Source organism: Pseudomonas sp. NPDC077408, from assembly GCF_050269105.1.
Classification (GTDB): Bacteria; Pseudomonadota; Gammaproteobacteria; order Pseudomonadales; family Pseudomonadaceae; genus Stutzerimonas.
Genome location: NZ_JBNNHS010000002.1, coordinates 919,782 through 940,899, shown reverse-complemented (window position 1 = coordinate 940,899; position 21,118 = coordinate 919,782). Strand labels below are relative to the sequence as shown.

14 protein-coding genes, 1 tRNA gene and 1 pseudogene are annotated in these 21,118 nt (G+C 59.0%); 3 read left to right on the top strand and 13 right to left on the bottom strand.

Annotated elements, in window-relative coordinates; translation table 11 throughout:
* Positions 1-98: 98 nt before the first annotated feature.
* On the bottom strand, positions 99-242 hold the full coding sequence (locus ACQKEK_RS09250; protein ID WP_499142177.1) for a hypothetical protein: 144 nt from the start codon (positions 240-242) through the stop codon (positions 99-101).
* 118 nt (positions 243-360) lie between these two features.
* Here ACQKEK_RS09250 and ACQKEK_RS09245 point away from each other — a divergent pair, with 118 nt between their 5' ends.
* Positions 361-1,392: a hypothetical protein gene (locus ACQKEK_RS09245; protein ID WP_499142175.1), complete on the top strand. Its 1,032-nt coding sequence runs from the start codon at positions 361-363 to the stop codon at positions 1,390-1,392.
* Between the two features lie 353 nt (positions 1,393-1,745).
* On the opposite strand, the pseudogene ACQKEK_RS09240 reads toward ACQKEK_RS09245, so the two are convergent.
* A pseudogene (locus ACQKEK_RS09240) lies at positions 1,746-3,175 on the bottom strand (IS1182 family transposase).
* A 276-nt stretch (positions 3,176-3,451) separates the two neighbouring features.
* Between ACQKEK_RS09240 and ACQKEK_RS09235 the strand changes: the two are divergent.
* Entirely contained in the window at positions 3,452-4,012 is a 561-nt protein-coding gene (locus ACQKEK_RS09235; protein WP_499142174.1) for a recombinase family protein, read from the top strand.
* A gap of 52 nt (positions 4,013-4,064) precedes the next feature.
* Here the strand turns inward: ACQKEK_RS09235 and ACQKEK_RS09230 are convergent, their stop codons facing one another.
* From ACQKEK_RS09230 to ACQKEK_RS09180, 11 genes are all read right to left on the bottom strand, one after another.
* Positions 4,065-4,766, bottom strand: coding sequence for a M48 family metallopeptidase (locus ACQKEK_RS09230; protein ID WP_499142172.1), 702 nt, complete (start codon positions 4,764-4,766; stop codon positions 4,065-4,067).
* A complete protein-coding gene (locus tag ACQKEK_RS09225) occupies positions 4,763-8,089 on the bottom strand; it encodes a type I restriction endonuclease subunit R (protein WP_499142170.1) in 3,327 nt (1,108 codons plus the stop codon). The genes ACQKEK_RS09230 and ACQKEK_RS09225 overlap by 4 nt, the downstream gene beginning before the upstream one ends.
* A gap of 88 nt (positions 8,090-8,177) precedes the next feature.
* Positions 8,178-9,839 carry an ATP-binding protein gene (locus ACQKEK_RS09220; protein WP_499142169.1) on the bottom strand — a complete coding sequence of 554 codons (1,662 nt, stop codon included), beginning with the start codon at positions 9,837-9,839 and terminating at the stop codon, positions 8,178-8,180.
* 1 nt (position 9,840) lies between these two features.
* Positions 9,841-11,163, bottom strand: a complete 1,323-nt coding sequence (locus ACQKEK_RS09215) for a restriction endonuclease subunit S (protein WP_499142168.1) — start codon at positions 11,161-11,163, stop codon at positions 9,841-9,843.
* Positions 11,156-13,651 (bottom strand): N-6 DNA methylase, encoded by a 2,496-nt coding sequence (locus ACQKEK_RS09210; RefSeq protein WP_499142167.1) that lies wholly within the window; start codon positions 13,649-13,651, stop codon positions 11,156-11,158. Before ACQKEK_RS09210 ends, ACQKEK_RS09215 begins: the two co-directional genes overlap by 8 nt.
* Positions 13,652-14,001: 350 nt before the next feature.
* Positions 14,002-15,801, bottom strand: a complete 1,800-nt coding sequence (locus ACQKEK_RS09205; protein WP_499142165.1) for a DUF927 domain-containing protein — start codon at positions 15,799-15,801, stop codon at positions 14,002-14,004.
* Positions 15,802-15,917: 116 nt separating this feature from the next.
* Positions 15,918-16,094: a helix-turn-helix transcriptional regulator gene (locus ACQKEK_RS09200; RefSeq protein ID WP_499142163.1), complete on the bottom strand. Its 177-nt coding sequence runs from the start codon at positions 16,092-16,094 to the stop codon at positions 15,918-15,920.
* A gap of 281 nt (positions 16,095-16,375) precedes the next feature.
* A tRNA-Thr gene (locus ACQKEK_RS09195) sits at positions 16,376-16,451 on the bottom strand.
* Between the two features lie 75 nt (positions 16,452-16,526).
* The gene (locus ACQKEK_RS09190) at positions 16,527-17,759 is read right to left on the bottom strand and encodes a methyltransferase (protein ID WP_499142162.1); all 1,233 of its coding nucleotides are present in this window, start codon (positions 17,757-17,759) and stop codon (positions 16,527-16,529) included.
* Positions 17,760-17,851: 92 nt separating this feature from the next.
* Positions 17,852-19,228 (bottom strand): TRAP transporter large permease, encoded by a 1,377-nt coding sequence (locus ACQKEK_RS09185; RefSeq protein ID WP_128119862.1) that lies wholly within the window; start codon positions 19,226-19,228, stop codon positions 17,852-17,854.
* A complete protein-coding gene (locus ACQKEK_RS09180; RefSeq protein ID WP_045423313.1) occupies positions 19,221-19,766 on the bottom strand; it encodes a TRAP transporter small permease subunit in 546 nt (181 codons plus the stop codon). Before ACQKEK_RS09180 ends, ACQKEK_RS09185 begins: the two co-directional genes overlap by 8 nt.
* A gap of 194 nt (positions 19,767-19,960) precedes the next feature.
* On the opposite strand from ACQKEK_RS09180, the gene ACQKEK_RS09175 reads away from it, so the two are divergent.
* Positions 19,961-21,061 carry a TRAP transporter substrate-binding protein gene (locus ACQKEK_RS09175; RefSeq protein WP_241529600.1) on the top strand — a complete coding sequence of 367 codons (1,101 nt, stop codon included), beginning with the start codon at positions 19,961-19,963 and terminating at the stop codon, positions 21,059-21,061.
* The last annotated feature ends 57 nt before the right edge of the window (positions 21,062-21,118 follow it).

The window sequence follows — 21,118 nt, the reverse complement described above, 5'->3', positions numbered from 1 at the left end:
AAGGCCGTGAGCTGACCGGCGGCTCTCGGCCTAGAGGGGACAGCTGTTCCAGTCAATAAACCAGTCACCTATCCTGAACAGGCGCCTTGGCGTGGTTGCTAGCCACGGAAGCTGGACAGTGACTCGATGGTGGTAGTGGACCCGCCGCATACGATGACCAGCACATTACTGAACTCACTCAGGGAAACCTTGTTCCCATAGAGCAGCGCCAGGGATGCTCCGCAGGCTGGTTCCACCAGCATACGATGGTCATCTAGGTAGGCTATCCGATTGGCATTCCTTCAAGATGCCGCCTTCTGCAACGATTGAGTTATTTTTAAGAATTAATTGCGCTGCAGGCGCTCAGGGAGCGAGGTTGATATGTCTGGAAAGAGCGCGCCAACGCTAGATAAAGCGAAGGTTCTAGAAAACGCAGTGACCTCAATTCAGCTGGGTATTGAGGACTATGAGTTAACCCAGGGTAACAGGGGAAACCCGCTCCGGGCTGTATCTGCCGCTCGTAATTTGTTTGCGGGCGTACTTCTACTGTTCAAATATAAAATTTCCACTTTAGCCGATTCCCCTGAGCACGCGGCGTACCTCATCTACAAGGCTAGAAAGTTCAAGCCATGCCGAATTGATAGCGGCAAGATCGAATGGCGGCCTGAACTTGAAAAAAATAAAACAATAGACGTATCAGATATTCGGCTTCATTTCGAAGGGTTGGGAATTAGAACAGACTGGACAGCTGTTAATGCTTTGCAAACATGCCGAAATGATCTGGAGCATCTTCATCTAAAACACCCATTAGAAGATATTAACAAATTCTTGCTGGACCTATTCCCTCTTCTAAGAGATTTCATTACACATGAGCTTTCAGAGAACCCTGCAGCCCTACTAGGAGCTACATGGGAGGTGATGCTCAAGAATCATGAGTTCTTCGCTAGGAATCGGGATGAAACACACCGCCAGTGGGCAAAGTTAGGCGTCATGGAGCACACCCTTGAACTTTTCAAGACTTGCGTATGCCGCGCTTGCGGATCTCCGCTTCTTGAGCCTAACCGTGAAGATATTAAGTCAGAAATCCCGTTCGACTACTCAGAGTTCCGTTGCAGCTGTGTTGCTTGCAATCAAACTGACCCGTTTATTGAGTTAATGGCTGAGGCGCTACGCTTCGCGAAGGAGGACCCTTTCAGCGAGGAGGCGGTGATCATAGACTGCAGTGGATGTGGTGCACCGCTGTTCGACTCGATCGAGGGCTACTGCCATCTCTGCGGCCATAGCTATCAACCGCCACGGTGCAGTGGTTGCAATCAGATACTTGAAAGTTACGAGGCTGAGCATGGAGCACTCTGTGATAGATGCTCAGAATATGCCCATTACGACGATGAATATGAGCCACACATAAGCTAGGCCATTAGCTGCGCCTACCTGTGCAGTACAAAATCATTCTGAGGGCTACGCAGGATTTAGATACCGCCGATTTGTGCTTATTCGGCAGAGCGGTGATAAATACGAAGGGGGTGGCGCGCAAGCAAACGACCTTCTCTTAGCGCCAGAGTTTATTGCTATATGCTCTAGTGAATGTCCGCTTCTGGCCCAGAGTGTGTAAAAACGCTGCTAGCCAGTGTTCTATGAGCAACGACCCCTGTCGGTTGAGCGAGGACGCTGGTCAACGTCACAGAAGCGGATCAGTAGCGGATCAGTAGCGGCTAGAAGTCTCCAGACCCAACCTGAGGAAATCCAGGGCGATCCTGTAGCGGTTTTTAGACCGACATCGCCTTCATCAGGTTGCTGGTGCCAAGGATGTTCATGACTCGCTTCAAATTATAGGCGAGCACATTCAAGCTCATCTCCGCGCCAACGCCAGGCAGCCGACGTGTCAGGAAGTGCGTTGCGCCCATCCATTGTTTAAGCGTCCCGAAGGGGTGCTCAACAGTTCGTTTTCGGACTCGCATCATCTCAGGTGCATTACTCAGCCGGTTCTGCATTTCCTCCAACACCGCTTCATGTTCCCAGCGTCGAACCCGTCGTTGCTTGCTCGGTGTGCACTGCAATTTCAAAGTGCAGCCTTGGCATTTCGAACTCCAGTACCGGTGCAGCTTCATGTCTTTTCAACGCTGGAGAAACGCCAAATCAGCGCCTCTCCAGCAGGGCAGGTGTATTCGTTTTTCGCCGAGTCGTAGATAAAGGCGTCATTGTTGAAGCGCCCGTCGGCCTTGGCTGTCGAGGTCATCGGTTTGGGGACATAGGCGGTGATATTGGCGTCGTGGCAAGCCAGGATCTCCTCGCTCTTGAAGTAACCTCGATCAGCTACAACCGACAGCGTTTCTGATGCCATCGCCTCCCGTGCCTGCTTCGCCATCGAGCTGAGTTGGTCGCGGTCTGAACCGACGTTGGTGACCTCATGAGCGACGATCAAATGATGCTGAGTGTCGACTGCGGTCTGCACGTTGTAGCCAACGATTCCAGTACCGCGAGTCATCATGGAACGGGCATCCGGATCGGTCAGGGAGACCTGTTTGTCCGGCGATTCGTTGAGCTGGATTTCAATCGCCTGAAGCTCTTTCATCTGGGCCTTTAGCTTGGCGATTCTCTCTTCCAGCCGCGCTGCTTTGGGCTGAGAAGATTTAGGTTCTGCCTGGTCAGCGACATCGAGCGCCGTGAGGTAACGGCTGATGCTCGATTCAATTTCCTCCATTCGCCGCTTCAATTTGGCGCTGGTGAAGTTGCGGTCGCGATTGTTGACTGCCTTGAATTTGCTGCCGTCGATGGCAACCAGATTTTCTCCGAACAGCCCCAGCTGCTGGCACAGCACAACGAACTGGCGGCAGACGCCTCGGATAGCCTTGCTGTTCTCTTTTCGGAAGTTGGCGATGGTCTTGAAATCTGGCGTCAACCGCCCAGTCAGCCACATCAGTTCGACGTTGCGCTGAGTCTCTCGCTCAAGACGCCGACTCGATTGAATCCTGTTGAGGTAGCCGTAGATATAGATCTTCAGCAAGATCGCAGGGTGGTAAGCAGGCCGGCCTGTATCCGCAGGAGTTGCGCTTTCAAAGCCCAACGAAACCAGGTCAAGCTCATCGACGAAGACATCAACCACTCGCACCGGATTGGTATCGCTGACGTAGTCGTCAAGGCTTTCAGGGAGCAACGTACTTTGGCCTCGATGCTCACCTTGAATGAAGCGCTTCATGGTCGACCCTTACGATGAAATCCTCGAAATCATAGCAAGGGTTTGATCAGACGTTTTTACACACTCTGGGCCGAAACCGGTCATCCGCACGGTGGTCATCGATGCTATCTGGGCAAAGCCGCGCGCGGAGGTTTGATGTCCAGTTGACGTATACCCTAACTGGACATTCCGAAACCCAGCTGTAGCCTGTATGGATAGGGTCGATTTTCCAGTAATTTGGCATCTGTCTGACTGCCTTTAAGATCTCAGCTATACACATTTCCCTGAGAGGGCAGCATGCACGGACAACGGATTGGTTACATACGAGTCAGCACGCTCGACCAGAACCCGGATCGACAACTGGAAGGCGTTCAGGTGAGCAAGGTGTTCATCGACAAAGCCTCCGGTAAGGATACTCAGCGCCCGGAGCTTGACGCACTGCTCGGGTATGTCCGCGAGGGGGACACCCTGGTGGTGCACAGCATGGACCGGCTGGCCCGTAATCTCGATGACTTGCGGCGCATGGTGCAGCAGCTCACCGGGCGGGGAGTGCGGATTGAGTTTGTGAAGGAATCGCTGGCCTTCACCGGGGAGGATTCACCGATGGCCAACCTGCTGCTGTCGGTCATGGGGGCATTCGCAGAGTTCGAGCGGGCGTTGATTCGAGAGCGGCAGCGAGAGGGTATTTCCCTGGCGAAACAGCGCGGTGTTTATCGAGGGAGAAAAAAGGCTCTGAATAGCAACCAGGTTGAAGAACTGCGGCGCCGGGTGGAGTCCCGAGAACCGAAAGCCGCCCTGGCTCGCGAGTTCGGTATTAGCCGAGCCACACTCTATGAGTACCTGCGGGCTCCGGCGTAGGGAGTAAGCCTCATCCCTGGCAGGGAAAAGCTTTCCCATCCAGGGAAGAGCTTCAGACCCCTTCGACTTCGATTCCGTGTTCCGCCAACCAAATCTTACGTTGTGCGAAGTCTGGCATGGCTCGCTCCAGGCGTAGCCAGAACTCCGGGGTGTGGTGCGGCTCGTGCAGATGCACCATCTCATGCACCAACACATACTCGGCAATGTGCTTGGGCAGCAGGATGGTCTTCCAGTGGAAGTACAGCTGCGCGCCCTTGCCGCATGACCCCCAGCGATAGCCAAGATCCTGTACCCGTACCCCTCCAGGGGAAAGATCCATGCGGGCTTGGTAATTCTTCACGCGCAAGGCCAGCCAGCTGCGGGCATGTTCGCTGTACCAGCGGATAAAATGCTCCCGGGCTTTGGGCAGCTCACTGCGCAGCAGGCGGAAGCGGCCGGCTGAGAGTTTGAGCGGCACATCCTGCTCATCGACCAGCTTCAGGCGATAACTTCGTCCCAGGTACAGAAAGCCCTCACCATCGACATATTCCTTGGTAGGGATAGCCCGCTGCAGGCGCTCCTTTTCTGCCAGACGCGAGTAAATCCAGAAGCTTTTTTCCGCTACGAATTGGCGCAGCGTCTGCTCCTCCACCTCGGGCGGAGCGGAGAGGATAAGTGCGCCGTCACGCTCGACAGTGATCTGCAGTGTCTTGCGCCGGGCACTGCGGCGCAGCGTCAGCTGCAGGTCGTCTACGGTGAGGGTGTGATCGCTCACAGTTGCATCAACCGTTCATGGCTGGCCCTGGCCTGATCCATCAGACGGTCAGCCAGCACACCCGCCGTATCGGTATCCACCAACGGCGGGCGCAGTCGCATCAGGTGATCGAATAGCTGCCCGGCCAGTTCCTCCTGGGCCGCTCGTTTACGCGGGCTCCAGATATCGCGGTGGCTTTGCAGTTCGCCCACCAATAGATCGACCAGTTCCACCGAAACATCCTTCAAGCGCAGCAGTTCGGCAGGCTGTGGGTCGGCGTCGGCACACACCACATCCAGCAGGGTGCGCAGGAAGGGCGCATAGTGCTCGGGCAAATCCAGGGGGCTGTTGTCATCGCTCAACTGGCCGCTGCGGAGCTCATTGATGATCTTCTGCATCTGCTCAACAAGCTGGTCCCATTGCTCACCCAGCGACTTGAGTAGCTCGTTCAAGCGTTCGGACAGCTTGCGATACAGCACCGGGTCTTCATCGGCATGCTTGCGCACATGCGAGCGAATGGCGTGCTCCATCTCCGAGGCCTTGGCGCGGTCGTTGACGCTGCGCGACAGCTGCTTCTCGAAGTCGGCATCGGTGAGCTGGATTGGCGGGATCTTTGGATCGATACCCAGTGAGATCACGTGATCGTCGATCAGCTTGCGCACCTTGGCGCCGACATCCTTGCCTAGTTGCGGCAGATCCTTGTAGCGCCCGCGTGCCCGGGCGTGGATATAGGCCAGGCGCTTGGCATCCTTTACGAAGGGCAGACCTTCGGGGCGCGGCAGTACGGTGTCCAGTGAGTCGAGGAAGGCCTTGAGCTTGACCGCAAATTCGGCGCGTACCTTCTCCGACTCCAGTGCGGTAATACAGGCCTCGATATCCTCCAGCGATTCGATACCCTGGCGGCGCAGCACATCCACTACACGCAGATGACGATCTCGCAACACCGGCACCTCGTCCTTGATGCTGCTCAGCGCACCTTCGATATCCTCGTCGGCGTAGGCTGCCAGGGCCTCGCGCAGGTGATTGGCTACGCCGTAGTAGTCGACCACGATTCCGCAGCGCTTGCCGAACCCGGTACGGTTCACCCGAGCAATGGCCTGCAGCAGTTCTGCTTCCTTGATCGGTCGGTCGAGGTACATCACCCCTTCGATTGGGGCATCGAAGCCGGTGAGCAGCATCGATTTGACGATCAGAAAGGCCAGTGGATCGGCCTTGCCCGGCTGCTCATGGTTCAGAGGCTTTTTGAAGCGTTTGATCAGCTGCTCGTGCTTGCTGCCATCCGTCCAGGTCTTCCACTCGGACGGATCGTTATTTGAGCCGGAAATAATCGGTGCGAATTCCAGGCTGCGTAGCGTGTCGCGATACCGCCACGCCTGCACCCGCGCCTGTAGCTTGGGCGGGCGCTGGCACAGGGCTTCATCGTCGAGGCCCTTGTCAGTGGCGGGCAGTGCATCAGCCTCTGCCAGAAGCTCATCACGGGCGGCCTGCAATGCATTGAAATAGCGGATGGCCGCAATCCGGCTGTAGGCGACCACCTGCGCCTTGTAACCATTGGGCAGAATATTGGTGACGTAGTGACGGAGGATGTCGCGGGCCTTGTCGGTAATCAGTGCAGGGGCATCGAAGATATGGCCCTTGGTGGCGTATTTTTTTTTGATCAGCTCCAGTTCGTCCTGGGTGTGTTCGCGGAACAAATCCTCGAACAGCTCGTCCATGCTCGCCCCGTCTTTCACCGCGCCCTGTGCCGTGCGCCCTTCGTAGAGCACCGGTACTGTCGCCCCATCCGCTTCCGCCTCCTTGATGGTGTACTTGTCGATAAAGGCACCGAAAATTTCGTGGGTGCGCTTTTTGTCCCCCATGATGATTGGCGTACCGGTAAACCCGATGCGCGCACAGTTGGGCAGACCTGCCAGCAGGTTCGCGTGCAGGTCGCCGGCCTGGGTGCGGTGCGCCTCATCAATCAGCACTAGGATGCTCTCGTCGTGGTTGAGCACCTCGAACAGTTTGCTTCCCTGGTAGGGCGCGCGCTTTTCTGCGGCTTTGGCTGGAGCAGGGATTTCTGATGTAGTGGCGGCCGATCCATCCTCTTCTTGCTCGGGCGTGCGGTACTTCTGGATGGTGGCGAATACCAGGCCAGGGCCTTGGCGTCGCGCCAGGGCTTTAACGCCTTCGATATTGGACGCCACCTCTGGCAACTCGCCGCTCAGCGTGGCGGTGGCTGAGAGCTGTCTCTGCAGGTCTTTCCGGTCCGTAACCACGATGATCTTGAAGCGGCGCAGCTGCGTATCCGTGCGCATCTTGCGCACCAGAAACACCATGGTCAGGCTCTTGCCCGAACCCTGGGTGTGCCAGACGATGCCGCCGCGCTGATCGCTCTCGCCGTGCTCCAGGCGTGTCTGCCCGTGCTTCATACGGCTCACCGTGCGGTTTACTGCGCGGTACTGCTGGTAACGGCAGACTGTTTTGATGGTCTGCCCGCCGACCTGCATGAACAGCATGAAATGACGGATCAGGTCGAGCAGGTGGTCGGGCGTCAGCATGCCCGCCACCAGGCGTTCCTGCTCTGACAGCTTGGTTTTACCCAACCGCTCAGCCACGGCCTGCTCGCTGCCGCTGCCATCCGGGCCTACCACGGTCTTCCATTGAGAGAAATGCCCGAAACCAGCGCCAATGCAGCCCACCCGGGCTTCGTCATAGCTGCTGGCGATCAACAGCTGCACACTGGCGAACAGAGGCTCATTGCCCTCATTCTCCTCGACCTCGAAGGCTGTCTTGCGCTGGTTGCTGTAGCGTCGCAGTTGATCGACGGCCTCGGCCAGCGGTTCGGGAATGGACGGGCTCTTGCACTCCACCACCACCAGTGGGATGCCGTTTACCAGTAGCATTAGATCCGGGACGATAAATTTTTTGCCGCTGTTATAGCCGGGCGGGCAATCCACCCGGTACTGGTTGATCACGCTGAAGTGATTGTTGGCCGGGGTTTCCCAGTCGATGTAATGGATGGTCTGGCCGCGCCCGCCTTCCCAGCCAGGGAGGCCGTCGACGGTGATGCCCTTGAGCAGCAGCTCAGTGACCGTCTGGTTGGTTTCCATCAGCTTGCCGGCACCCACACGGGTGATGGCTGCCAGAGCTTCAGCAATGCGCTGATCATCCAGCCAGGGCTGACCGTCGCGAAGGTTGATGGCACGCAAGTGCTGGGCCAGCGCGGCCCGCTGAATGACTTCACTGAAGCTACTGCGGCCGGTGGCGGCCGGGTCGTCGAGGCTGCCCTCATTGTGCTGCCAGTTCAGCCCCTGCAACTGAGCTACAAAGGGTTTTTCAACATCTTCCAGTTCCCAGCCCACACGGTTACTCCTTTAATCCAGTTCAGGCGTGTATGGGCTCATACAGGCTCATTCCGGCTCATTCCGGCTCATTGCCGCACATTCCGGCTCATTCCAAGATGCAAAGGGTGTAGGTCGCCCCTCGATTCTTGCCGCTCTGCACAATGGCGCCTTTATCTTTCAGCTTTTTCAGCAGTTTGGCCGCCTGGTCTGTCGATATACGACATAACCCCATGACCTCGGCACGTTTGATTTGCCCATGCTGCTGCACATAGTTCAGCACCATCTGCTCATGCTGAATCGGTGCGAAGCCTGCCTGGCGGGTGTAGGCGGCTTTGTTGCCCACGGCTTGGTACAGGCTGGCCGACAGGGTGTAGCTGCGCCCTCGGGTGGAGCCATGGGCTTCCACCAAGCCGGCTTCGGTCAGGGCTTCAAGGGTGCGTTTGGCGCTGGCGGTGTCGCGTTGGATCTGCAAGGCCAGCTCGTCGGCCGTGACGCGCTTGCTTTCACGCAGGGCGGCCAGGGCGATCAGGCTGTCAATGGGCAGTTCGGCGTTGGTGGCGCGTTCGTGCTCGACCACCAAGCGGCGAAAGTCTAGGTCGGCCTCGGCGGTGGGCAGGCGCAACACCACGCTTTGAGCGGTGGTGTAACTGTAGTCTGGGGCCGGGCGGCCGAACTTGAGCATGCCGCGAAAGATCTTGTCCACACCGCGACCGGAGCGTTCCACCACACCGATGCGCTTCATGGCGTCGGCCAGCGCCGGGTTGCGCGGGCGCGGTTCGGTCACCAGCAGGTTGGCCAGGGTCACGCCATCGACCAGGCCACCGGGGTTGCTGACCACCAGGGCTGCGTCCTCCAGGCGCACATGCACCGCGCCCCGGCCGTGGTAGTCACGGTGGACCAGGGCATTAGCCACGGCTTCGCGGAAGGCACCGAGGTCCACCTTGGGCACCGGCACGCGGAACAGGCCGACCTGCAGCTCTTCTTCCGGGTTATAGGGGCGGAAGTTGGTTTCCAGCCAGTCCAGCGCCTTGAGCAGCGGGAAGCGGCGGAACTCGTTGAAGCGCACCGCCTGTTGGGCCAGCACCTGGAAGGCGAACTCGTGGGCGGGCACCAGTTGGCGCAGTGAAGTTTCCCGACCGATCAGCAGCAGGCCTGTTAGGGTCGGCACGCGCGAGCCATCGGCTTGCCGCGCGGTCAGCAGCAGCGCACCGTCGAGGGCTTCGTCGTCCAGCTCCAGCAGCACGCGGTCGCCGCCATACTGCTGCACGGCCTGGCGCAGACGCTCGCGCTCCAGCGGGTCGAGGTCGGCGAGGGTGGCGCCGGCCACCGGCTGGGCGGACACATCGAGCTGGCCAAAGCTGCTTGCTCGGCTGCTGCGCTCATGGGGCAGCATGGCCACGCATTCGGGGGTACCGTCGTGCTTTAAGCGGCGACGCAGGTAGACACCACTGGTGGTGGCTACTTCACCCTGCGCTTTGGGTACCTGGATGCGCGCTACGGTCACGCCATCCATGTCGACTGCCTCGGCCTGTACGTTTAGCGATGGCGAGGTGCGTGCCGCGACCATGCCGGCCAGGCCCTCCAGCAGACGATGCTCGGCATGCAGGCCGGTGGGCGTGCCGTCGTCCTCGACACCCAGCCACAGCTCGCCGCCTTCGGCATTGGCCAGGCAGACCAGCGCCTCGATCAGCTCGCGGTCGGGGAGCTTCTTCAGGTCGCTCTTGAACTCGACGGTCAGAGACTCGCAGAGCGGCAGGCGCTGAGGCATATCAGGCTCCCGTTGGTGCAGTCGTTTGCAGCATGGATTCCAGCAGCGGGGTGACGCGCACGCGGCCGGTCAGTAGATCATCCATAAGGCCATTCTTCTGTTCCCGAAATTTAGAAAGGCTAAGTTCTTCGGCTCTTAACCTCTCATCAAAAGCTCGGGTATGTTCAACGATTGCGTGTTGCTCTTCTCGCATGGGACGCAGGATCGCAAGCCCTCTGATGACACCTTGAGAAATGTTCGTCTGCGACTCAGCCATACCGCTGACCGTTCGAGAGATTGCACTTTGCATGTACTCTGCTGATAGCGCCAAGGCAAAGTATGCTGGCACCTCAGAATCCAGCAGCCGCAAGCGATAGATCTTGTCTGAGATCATCAGTTGAGAGCGTGTGGACGGTACATGAACCACAACTCCAACACGATTTTTTGGGCCTGCGCGGGTGATCAGAATGTCATCACTTTTGACCTCAAGATCAGGCCGCGGCTTAAATGGGGTGGGTAGCTGCTTATTTTCGTCTTCGTTGTATCCCCCCCACACAACTGAGGTCGTCTTAAGAACGCCCCATTCACCGACTCCGGCTGGCTCAGCTGGGCAGTCAGGGCTCCATCCCTGACCAAGCTCGCTAAGTACCGCCCCCAACGTTAAAACATCCCACTCTCTCGGAATCCACCCCAGCCGCGACTCCTTGTAGAGCTGCGGCGCTTCGCTCTGTGGTGGGCGCAGTTGGCCGTTGGCGTCGATGCCGCGAATCAGCAGGTCATGCAGCAGGCCCTGCTTGATGGCCTTGAGCTTGTTGATCAGAGCCTCGGTTTCGTGGATAGCTGTGTCGAGTGTGTCGAGGGTTTGGGCTATGACTTCCTGCTCTGCAAGAGGTACGGAGGGTACCAGCCAACCCAATGTTTCTCTCGGAGAGGCCCGCGTATGGCTATTGGTTGATCCGATTGCAGCGCGCGCCAGGCGAGCGGAAAACTCTTGCGAATAGAGGTACATCCCCCAGAAGCGCAAATTCTCACCCGCTCTCCGAGGTTGATAGCAAATGAACTCGGTAGAACAACACGTTCGCGTCTCAGGCGCCTCGATAACAGCAACCCGGGGCTTTCTCGGATTGAGCTTCGAAACCAGGACAGAAGGCCCGCTGATCGCTGTTTTGTTGCTCTCTATGGTCTCGCCCAAATCGAATGCAGGCCCACCAAACTCGTCCCAAGCGGGGATGCTGTAATGGACGAAAGTAGCTTTCGGCTGTTGGCTGGGGAAAACGTGCTCCCGGCCAATACGGAAAATGTCCGAAAGGGGTTGTTGCTCCCAGGCATTTTCGCGCTCAGACATAGCCCAACCCCTTCAAAAACCCCTGCAATGCTTCCGCCGCCGTATCGCGCTTGTGCTCAATCTCATTCAGCGTCACCCGGTACTTGTCCCACCAGTTTTCGAAGGCGGCTACGATCTGCTTGCGCTGGGCGGCGATATAACGCTCGACGATGGCCTGCATATCGTTATGCAGAATGGTCAGCAACAGCTCGGCGGCTTGTGGTTCGTCCAGCCCATCGACGGCCTGATTGAGATGGCTGGCGAAGTTTTCCTGCCGGGTTTTGAGCTGCTTCTTCACCTTGGCCAGCTCGGCCTTCCAGGCCTTGAGCTGGGCTTCGTCGACGGGGTTTTCCTCGTCGTCGGCATCTGCCTCGCTGTCGGCCTCGTCGGCATCTTCCCCCTTGGTTGGGGCTGCGGCCTTGAGCTGGCTATCCAGTTCGGCCTTTTTCGCTTCCAGCTCGGCCAGGCTTGCAACGAACTCGCCGAGCAGGAATTTCACCAGCTTGTGCTCCAGCGGGCTTTGCTTGCTGGCCTTGTCTTTCAGGGCGGTGATGATGCTGGTACGCCAGGCGTCGATCACACCCTGGCTGCCACGCGCCATCAAACCGAGAAAGTCGTATTTACTCTGGTACCAGAAGCCGGCAACGATGCCGCGAACCTGGAAGGGATCGAGCAGGCCGATGCCTTCCAAAGCCTGGCTAAAGCTGGTCAGCAGTTCACTGCGCAACTCGACCAAGGCGGCGCTGTTATTCAGCTTCCCAGCCAGAGCGGTGATACGCGGGCTGTGTACGTGCCACCAGGTCTCGAAGGCATCACGCAGGTCGGCTTCCTTGGCTTGCAGGCCGGCATTGCCTTCGATGGCGGGCTTGAGGTCGGCGCGGCGGTCAAGCCCGCTGCGAAAGTCGAAATACTGGGCATCGCGCGCCACGAACAGGTCGTGCGGATCGAGGCCGTGGGCGGTGAACAGCGGCGCTTTCGCTTCGACTTCGGCCTTGGGCACACCGCCCAGCAGATGAGCTCGCACATCATGGGGCTCGGGCGGCGGTGCATTGTCCACATAGCGGCGGATATTCAGGTTGTAGTCGTTGGCACGCAGGGTGGCGATATCCACCACATCGCTGAGGCCGTCGATCTTGCGGAAGTCGTCGAAGGCGGTGGTGATCTTCTCGATATGCTCGGGCAGCAGGTAGTTCTGTGCGCGGCCCTCGAAGTACTCGCGGTCGGCGTTGATAAACAGCACCTTGCGCTGGCGGGCGGCGGGTTTACTGCTGATGCGGTTGGCCCCTTCCTGCTTCTGTTGGCGCAGGATCAGGATGCAGGCCGGAATACCAGTGCCATAGAACAGGTTCGCCGGCAGCCCGATCACCGCTTCGAGCAGGTCGTTCTCGATAATGCCGGCGCGGATGCCGCGTTCCTCACCGCCCCGGAACAGCACGCCGTGGGGCAGTACGGTGGCGATCATGCCCTCGTCGCGGGTGACGGCGAGCATGTGCTGGAGGAACATCAGGTCGGCTTTTTTCGCACCCAGCGGCACCTCGCCGAAGCGGAAGCGTTCCTCACGGAAGCTCGGGTTCCATGCCAGGCTGCCATCCGGGCTTTTCTCGGTGTGGCCCCAGTTGATGGAGAACGGCGGGTTGGTGAGGATGCGGTCGAAACGGCGCAGTTCGCCACCCTCGATATGCCGAGGGTCGGCCAGGGTGTCTTCGTTCTCCAGCCAGGCGTTACTGATGCCGTGCAGCAGCATATTCATCTGCGCGATGGACCAGACCGTGCCGTTGAATTCCTGGCCGAACAGGTTGGCCTTGCGGCCGTCTTCGCCGTGCTCGTCGATGTATTCCTTGGCTGCGATCAACATGCCGCCTGAGCCGCAGCAGGGGTCGTAGACATCGTGGGCCAGGGTCGGCTTGAGCAGGTGCACCATCAGCCGCACCACCGAGCGCGGCGTATAGAACTCGCCGCCTTTCTTGCCGGCTGAATCGGCAAACTCGGCGATCAGGTACTCGTAGGCTGCACCGAGCAGATCGGGGAATTCAAAATCACTGTTACGCAGGCGCACTTCACCGAAGTGGGTGATGAGTTGGCGCAGCTTCTGATCGGGAATCTTGCTCTGGCCGACCTTGCGGGTGAAGTCGATGTGTTCCAGCACCCCTTCCAGGGAAACATTATTTTCTTCGATTCCGCCCAGGGCTTTATTCAGCAGATCGCCCACATTGATGTGCGCCTCGTTGACTAAATGCTTGAACCGGGACTGGCTGGGCACCCAGAAATTGCCATCGCGTTTATACCAGCGAGGATTTTCTGCCGTGACAAAGGCCTCAGCCTTGCTCTTGCCCGCTTTCAACTCATCGGCAACGACTCGCTCATAGCGCTCCTCGAAAACATCGGAGCAGCGCTTGAGGAACAGCATGCCGAAGATGTATTCCTTGAACTCCGAGGCATCCATCTTGCCGCGCAGAATATCGGCGGCCTTGAAAAGGTGGCGTTCCAGTTGTAGCAGCGTGAGGGGCATTGCGAATCCCTAGTGGGCACCCAGGAGCAGGGTGCCATCCTGATGGCATAAAGGCCGGCGATTCTACCCCAGCACAGATGATGTACTGCATCTGGCTAAGTGTTGCGGATCTTGGGTCTCCGGGTTGTACCTCATCGTTTCGTATAGGGCGTGCAGGGAACACAGGGACAGGGCAGTAACGGCCAGGGGCGAGGGTATGTCTTTGCCTTTTCTAGGAAGGGAACTGGGGGAACAAATCGCGGCGTTGTTCCCTGAATCCCGAATGTTGCTCTTAGATAGGGAGCCGGCGTATGCCACATAGCAGTAGGCCGCTCCCGGTGTTCCCCAGGTTCCCTGCCCGAAACTGCAAATTAAACATGTGGCTCCAGACATGCCGGGTTGATCCAATACAGCCCCGGATTGCTCCCGTCAGGTAGGCGCCTTCGGTGCTGCAGCTTGCCCGCCTCTTTCTTGTAAATAGCACCCACGCTATCGAGGGCGTGCACCACTCGAGACAGGTCAAAGCCCTTGGTAGCTTCCTCCAGCCCGCCCCGGGTGAACAAGTACAGGCGGCCGCCCTCCGGGCGTTCTGCCCAGTAGCCAACACGGTCACGCACCTCATCAGAACCAGCTTTTACGGACTGAAAGCGGGTCCCTCCGTGGCGGTCGATAAAGTCAGCAATCCCGCGCAAAATCTGTCGGTCCTCGCTTGGCCCTTCGCCGCGCCCGGCTCGCCAGCTCTCGAACAGTTCGACCATGCTGGTTGTTGCCTCGCCGTTAGCGATTGGAAGTAGTCCCATATTCACCGCCAGCTCTAAGGCTAGCGCAACAATAGCGAAACGCTCTGCCACGCGTGCCGATTGTCCAGCTGCGGCAGGGAAATGTGACCGTATCGCCTCAAGCATGGCGGGCAGTCTCTCCAAGTCGCCGCTGTCCATTAGCGCCCGCACGAATGCCGGGCCAAGGTGGCCATAGTGCGTAACGCTGGCTTTTTTGAGTGCGTCTGACAGGCTTGCGCCGTTAGGGTGGCAGTGCAGATCGTCCCAAGCGCCAAAAGTACGCCCCGCTGATACCGTTACCAGGCGCACTTCTTGCCCCGCGCGGGTGCGCTTACCTGCTTCGGCCATTTTGGTTTCAAGGGTTACTTCGCCACTCGATAGCAGCATGACGCGCCAGCGGCGTACCCGGCGCGCAGCACTTGAGCGCCCGGCGCGTTGTTTGCCGATGCCATCCGCTACGCTGTAAACGACGTCACCTACGTAGCGCGGGTCGGCCTGTCCAAGCTCATCAAGTGCTAGCAGGCAGTCATTTCGTAAAGCTGCGATGCCTTCCAGGCCGTTAGCGGTAGCGTTCCACTTGAGTGTGAAATAAGCGCCATGCCCCCAGACCGACGCGGCGCATTGGACGACGGTCGTTTTGCCATTGGAACTGTCCCAAAGTAAATGAAAGCCCCCGCCAGAATGCTGGTTCAGCGGCGCTAGCAGCGGGCCAGCTAGGGCGGAGCCAACGCCCAGTTGCAGCAATGGATTGCCTGGCAGCAGGGTGCCAATGTATCGGTGCCAGCCTTCCAGGGTGCCGGACCTGCCGTAGTCGCCGTCAGCGATGGTTTCGGCCTGATAAATGGCTTCACCGTGGCCGATGGTCTCTAGTGGCGTGATGAACAGAGTCGCACCATGCCAGCCGGTTGACGTAGCGGAGATTATCCGACGCCTAGGTTGTTGGCTGGCGATATATGTGACCACCTGGGTGCGGTGTTGATAGTCGATTTCGAGCCCCATGCTGAACAGCATGGCCAAGATAGCGTCTGGCCTTCCGGCCAGCAGTTCGTTTGGCATCGCCCAGGTCAGCCACTGGGCATCAATGTTCCTTAAGCGGAGCAGGCGGCCATATTCCGTCCTTTCCGATTCGCTGCGGGTAATGGCATCTACATGCAGAGGGCCGCAAAGCCATTCATGGATGGGTCTTTTTTTGCCGCCGCTGTCGTCCCGGTTGTCATGAAACCAAAGGCCAGGACGCAGTTTAACGCCATCCAGAACGCTGTCTTGGTCATAGACGCGGTAACACGGGTGCGTGATAGCGGGGGCCTGTCCAGCCGACAACGGTGTGACGGTGGCGGACAGACGTACGCAACCGGGCGGGTGAGATTGTTTTTTGTCATCTGGGTTTTGCATGTACCGAACCCCCGGCTTGGGGGCGCAAAGGCCCGCAAACCCTGTAACGGTCTGATCAAAATGTTGTTGGGCGAGCCCTCTAACGGCACTGCCGAAGATAGAGGGCTAAGGGAGACTCAGCGAATGAGCGCGACGGCTTGCTCTACATGCTCGCTAGTCCAGAGCAGGCGGCGACCGAGGCGACGGGGTTGAGGAAACCCGGGAATATCACGGCGTAGGCGCCAAAGCGTGGTTTGGCTGCAGCGCAGCACCCGACAGAATTCGTCGTTGGTTAGGAAGGAATGTTTTTGCATGGCAGGTGCTCCTCGTTGATGTCTGGAAACACTGTGCCGGTTCGTGAAATCGTTTTGGGCGCCAATCTGACCAGATTGTTGTCGGTTTAGAATTTAACCGAACGGGAGGACGCATCAGCCTCTGTGGAGCGTGAAAAGCGCCACTTTTGACCGTTTAGGTGCTGTCTAGCTATCTCGCTGGGTTCGTTTCGAAGCGTTGAGCAGCATAGAAGTGTTGAGCAAAGTGTTGAGCAAAAACGAAAAAGGCCCACCTTGCGGTGAGCCTAAGTCGTTGTTTTGTATGGTGCCGGCACCAAGAGTCGAACTCGGGACCTACTGATTACAAGTCAGTTGCTCTACCAGCTGAGCTATACCGGCTAAAAGATGGGCGCCATTATAGCCATTGCTCGCGGCGAGTAAACTGTTTGTTGCCAGTTGTTTGCATGAGTTTATTCATGTGCTTGCGAATCGCGCCTCGAGCTCGGCAATCAGCATCAGATTGCGCGGTGTCAGCTCGGCAGGGCAGAACGTTCCCAGGCGTACCGCATAGCCGTTTTCGGCCAGCACCAGCGCGCGGTCGAGCAGCAGCCAGAGTTCCAGCGGCCGCCGGAACAGGCCGCGCAGCAGTTCCAGATTGCGTACTTCGGCCAGGCGCTGCCAGCCGCGCCGTTCGAGCGCGTCCCAGTTCTGCTCCGGCGGTTCGGGTAGTTGCTTTAGCGCCGCCAGGTCACGGCAGTACTGTGCGAAGCGCTTTTTCAACCAGCTACTGGGAAGCGAGGGTGTGGGCAAATAATCATTCTTGCCGCGCAGCTCACGTTGGAGCAGGTCGAAACCCAGGCGCCAGGCCATCGACTGGTCGCGCTGACGGCGTTCGCGCGCGCCGGCAGTGACGGTTTCGCTGAGTGGCAGGCCGAGGTCGTCTCGGGAGAGCTCAAGGCTTGATTGCCGTCCAAGCTTCGACAAGGGCCGGTAACGATCTGTCTGGATCCGGTTGTAGCAGCAGGGTGCGATTGCCAGTTGCTGGCAGCGTTGCGCGATGCTCAGGTTGATCAGACGAACGTGCAGCTCGCCACAGGCATGCAGCGCTATCGGCGTTGTGGTGGGGTTGAGGTGTGCAGCCACGTCGTCGACCATCACGTCCTGCTGTCGGTGGTTTGCGTCGATGCCCAGCTTCTGACTGAGGTGGGCGCCGGCTGTAACCAAAGCCTGATCCCACTCAAGGCACGTCAGCTCGCCCCCGCGCCTGACCAGCTGGCGCCCTAGATGACCTTTGCCCGCGCACCAGTCGACCCAGTGGTGCGGGACTTCACTGAACGTCAGGGCCGCGTCGAATGCCTGGATCTGCAGCCACTTGCGTCCGGGCACGTCGGCCAGCTGGCGCGCGTCGGTGTTTCGGATGGGTGAGGCGGGCAGCTCGTCCATGCAGCTCAGGGCGATGGCCCGCGCAGCCAGCTGTGGAAACGGGGCGGGTGCGAGCAGCTGTGCGGGTTGGTTGTGCGCGGCTTCAGCGTCTTCCAGCGAGCGGTCCCGCAACCAAAGCGCCAGCGCAGGGTGTTCGGATTCCCAGCCGAGACGCATGTGCGTGAAGGGACGCGGGCGCCACAACAGTTGGTGCTGAAACAGAAACTCGTCGAGCTGCTGAAAGCGTTCGGCCAGTTGTGCGTAGCTGAATGAGGCGGTGGGCATGGGGGCTCGGCGATGGCGGCTTCATGGTTATGATCGCGCCGAAAGCGGCTGCCGAAAAGCCAGACGCCCGTCGAAACGGGCGTCTGCGGGGACTATTTGCCGTAAATCTGCTCGGGTAGCCAGGTGACCAGCCCAGGGAACTGGTAGGCAATCACCAACAGCAGCAGCTGAATCAGGATGAACGGCACCACGCCTTTGTAGATCGTGCTGGTGGGCACTGATTTCGGTGTCACGCCGCGCAGGTAGAACAGCGCGAAGCCGAAAGGTGGCGTGAGGAACGAGGTCTGCAGGTTCAGCGCGATCATTACGCCGAGCCACACCGGATCGAGCCCCATGGCCAGCAACACCGGGCCGACGATCGGGACGACCACAAAGGTGATCTCAATGAAGTCCAGGATGAAGCCCAGGAGGAAAATCACCACCATCACCAGGAAGAAGGCGCCGAGCACGCCGCCTGGAAGTTGGGCGAATACATCCTCGATCAGCACTTCGCCACCGAAGCCGCGGAACACCAGTGAGAACAGCGAAGCGCCAATCAGGATCAGAAACACCATGGCGCTGATTTCGGTGGTGCCATAGGCCACTTCGCGCAGCTGGCCGAAGTTCAGTTTGCCCTTGTAGAGGGCCAGGACCATCGCACCGAGCGCACCCAGCGCCGCGGCCTCGGTTGGTGTTGCGTAGCCAGCGAGGATCGAGCCGAGCACCGCGCTGATCAGCAGCAGCGGCGGCACCAGCGCATTGATCAACTTGCCCCATTCGATGGGACCGAGTTCTTCTTGCGGCAGGGCCGGCAGTTTCTTCGGCTGGAGGATGGCCACGCCGATGATGTAAAGGATATACATGCCGACCAACAGCAGGCCGGGTAGCAAGGCCCCGACGAACAGGTCCCCGACCGAAACGGTCTTCGGTGAGAAGATGCCCATCTTCAGCTGCGCCTGCTGGTAGGCGCTGGACATGACATCGCCCAGCAAGACCAGCACGATCGACGGCGGGATGATCTGGCCTAAGGTGCCCGTGGCGGCGAGGGTGCCGGTCGAAATCGCCGGATCATAGCCGCGGCGAAGCATGGTTGGCAGCGCCAGCAGGCCCATGGTCACCACGGTGGCGCCAACAATGCCGGTGCTGGCCGCGAGCAGCGCGCCCACCACACAGACGGATATCGCCAGCCCGCCACGCAGGGTGCCGAACAGCCGCGACATGGACTCAAGCAGGTCTTCGGCAACCCGGCTCTTTTCCAGCATTACGCCCATGAACACGAATAGCGGCACCGCGAGCATCGTCTGGTTGTTCATGATGCCGAACAGACGATTCGGCAAGGCGCTCAGGTAACCGCCATCGAAGGTGCCGGTAACGATGCCGAGCCCGGCGAACAGGAGTGAAACACCGCCCAAGGTAAACGCGACCGGGTAGCCGGCCATCAAGGCCGCGCAGATGCTGATGAACAGCAGTATTGCCATCAACTCAGCCATGCTTCACCTCCTGCTCTGGCAGGCGGCCGGCCATGGTGTAGGCGGCTTTGATGATTTCGGAAACGCCCTGCAGGATGAGACAAACCACCAGGACGAGGATGATGCTTTTCTGCAGGTAAACGAACTTGAGACCGCCCGATTCGCTGGAGCCTTCCAGCGTCGCCCAGGAGTTGGCGACGTAGTCCCAGCTTGCCCAGCCGAGAAACAGGCAGACAGGCAAGAGAAACAGCAGGGTGCCGAGCACTTCGACCAATGCCTGGTAGCGTGGGGTGAAACGCTGATAGAAGATGTCGACGCGGACATGGCCGTTGCGTTGCAGAACCCAGGCGGCGGCACCCATGAACACCAACGCGTGTGCGTAGAGGACGGCTTCCTGCAACGCGGTTGCGCCGATGCCGAACCCGTAGCGCAGCACCACGACGATGGCGGTTCCGATGACCAGAAACAGGGTCAGCCAGGCGCAGGCCTGTCCGAAGCGGGCGTTCACGGCGTCGATCACTCTGGCGAGACCGAGCAGTGGAGGGGCATGTTTCGACATGGCAGATCCTTTATTGTTATGGCCAGGCGGCCGGCGATTCTAGGCGGCTGTGCGAACGTGTCGCAACCGGCAGTACTACGTACGTAGTGCCTGTACGTAGTCACGGCGCTTGAGTGAGAGATAGCCATATGATAGCTAGAACTACCTGATTTCGGGGTTCCGACATTCAGCATTACAACAACAAGGAGTGACTCATGAAACGTCGTCAAATTCTGGCCGCCGCTGGCGTTGGTCTGGCCGCAACCGCACTGGCCGGTTGCAATAAGGAAGCCGAAACCGCTGCCAAGTCCGAAGGCACCGCAAGCACCGAGAAATTCAATTGGAAGATGGTCACCTCCTGGCCGAAAAACTTCCCGGGTGTAGGCGTTGGCGCAGAAAACTTCGCCAAGCTGGTCAACGAAATGAGCGATGGCCGACTCACGGTCAAGGTGTATGCCGCTGGGGAATTGGTCCCGGCACTTGAAGTGTTCGATGCGGTGTCCCGTGGTACGGCCGAGATGGGTCATGGTGCGCCCTATTACTGGAAAGGCAAGGTCCCGGCCGCTCAGTTCTTCTGCGCATTGCCATTCGGTCCCAATGCTCAGGAAATGAACGCCTGGCTGCATCGCGGCGGCGGCATGGAGCTCTGGGAGGAGGTCTACAAACCATTCGGCGTACTGCCCATGGCCTGCGGTGCGACGGGCGTGCAGACCGCGGGCTGGTTCAACAAGGAAATCAACTCGGTTGATGACTTCAAAGGCCTGAAGATGCGTACCCCCGGCCTGGGCGGCGAAGTGCTGACCAAGATGGGCGGGACTGTGGTCAACATGCCGGCCGGTGAAATCTTCACGGCGCTGCAGACCGGTGCCATCGATGCCACCGAGTGGATTGGCCCGTACAACGATCTGGCGCTGGGGCTGCACAAGGCTGCCAAGTACTACTACACGCCAGGCTGGCAGGAGCCGAACGTCACCTTCGAACTGGACGTCAACCTGAAGGCTTGGGAAACCCTGCCGGACGATCTCAAGACCATCGTTCGTGCCGCGGCCCGTGCCGTCAACGGCGACATGCTCGACGACTACAACGCGAAGAACATGGAGGCTATGGAGCAGCTGCGCGCGCAGGGCGTTGAAGTTCGCCGCCTGCCCGATGAAGTATTGGCTCGTCTGAGGGAAGTGGCTGCCGAGGTGGTCGATGCTTCCGCCGCTGCCGACCCAGTCGCCAGCAAAGTCTGGGAACAGCAGAGTGCCTACCTCAATCGCTTGTACGAATACGCCGAGCTGAACGAGAAGGACATCTACAACATCCGCGGCTGATCCACCAACCGCATGAACGAAAACGCCGCCCGATGGGGCGGCGTTTTCGTTTGCGTG

Coding starts and splice junctions, on each gene's coding strand:
- ACQKEK_RS09250 (WP_499142177.1), bottom strand. CDS start 242: ATGCTGGTGGAACCAGCCTGCGGAGCATCCCTGGCGCTGCTCTATGGG.
- ACQKEK_RS09245 (WP_499142175.1), top strand. CDS start 361: ATGTCTGGAAAGAGCGCGCCAACGCTAGATAAAGCGAAGGTTCTAGAA.
- ACQKEK_RS09235 (WP_499142174.1), top strand. CDS start 3,452: ATGCACGGACAACGGATTGGTTACATACGAGTCAGCACGCTCGACCAG.
- ACQKEK_RS09220 (WP_499142169.1), bottom strand. CDS start 9,839: ATGCCTCAGCGCCTGCCGCTCTGCGAGTCTCTGACCGTCGAGTTCAAG.
- ACQKEK_RS09215 (WP_499142168.1), bottom strand. CDS start 11,163: ATGTCTGAGCGCGAAAATGCCTGGGAGCAACAACCCCTTTCGGACATT.
- ACQKEK_RS09210 (WP_499142167.1), bottom strand. CDS start 13,651: ATGCCCCTCACGCTGCTACAACTGGAACGCCACCTTTTCAAGGCCGCC.
- ACQKEK_RS09205 (WP_499142165.1), bottom strand. CDS start 15,801: ATGCAAAACCCAGATGACAAAAAACAATCTCACCCGCCCGGTTGCGTA.
- ACQKEK_RS09200 (WP_499142163.1), bottom strand. CDS start 16,094: ATGCAAAAACATTCCTTCCTAACCAACGACGAATTCTGTCGGGTGCTG.
- ACQKEK_RS09190 (WP_499142162.1), bottom strand. CDS start 17,759: ATGCCCACCGCCTCATTCAGCTACGCACAACTGGCCGAACGCTTTCAG.
- ACQKEK_RS09185 (WP_128119862.1), bottom strand. CDS start 19,228: ATGGCTGAGTTGATGGCAATACTGCTGTTCATCAGCATCTGCGCGGCC.
- ACQKEK_RS09180 (WP_045423313.1), bottom strand. CDS start 19,766: ATGTCGAAACATGCCCCTCCACTGCTCGGTCTCGCCAGAGTGATCGAC.
- ACQKEK_RS09175 (WP_241529600.1), top strand. CDS start 19,961: ATGAAACGTCGTCAAATTCTGGCCGCCGCTGGCGTTGGTCTGGCCGCA.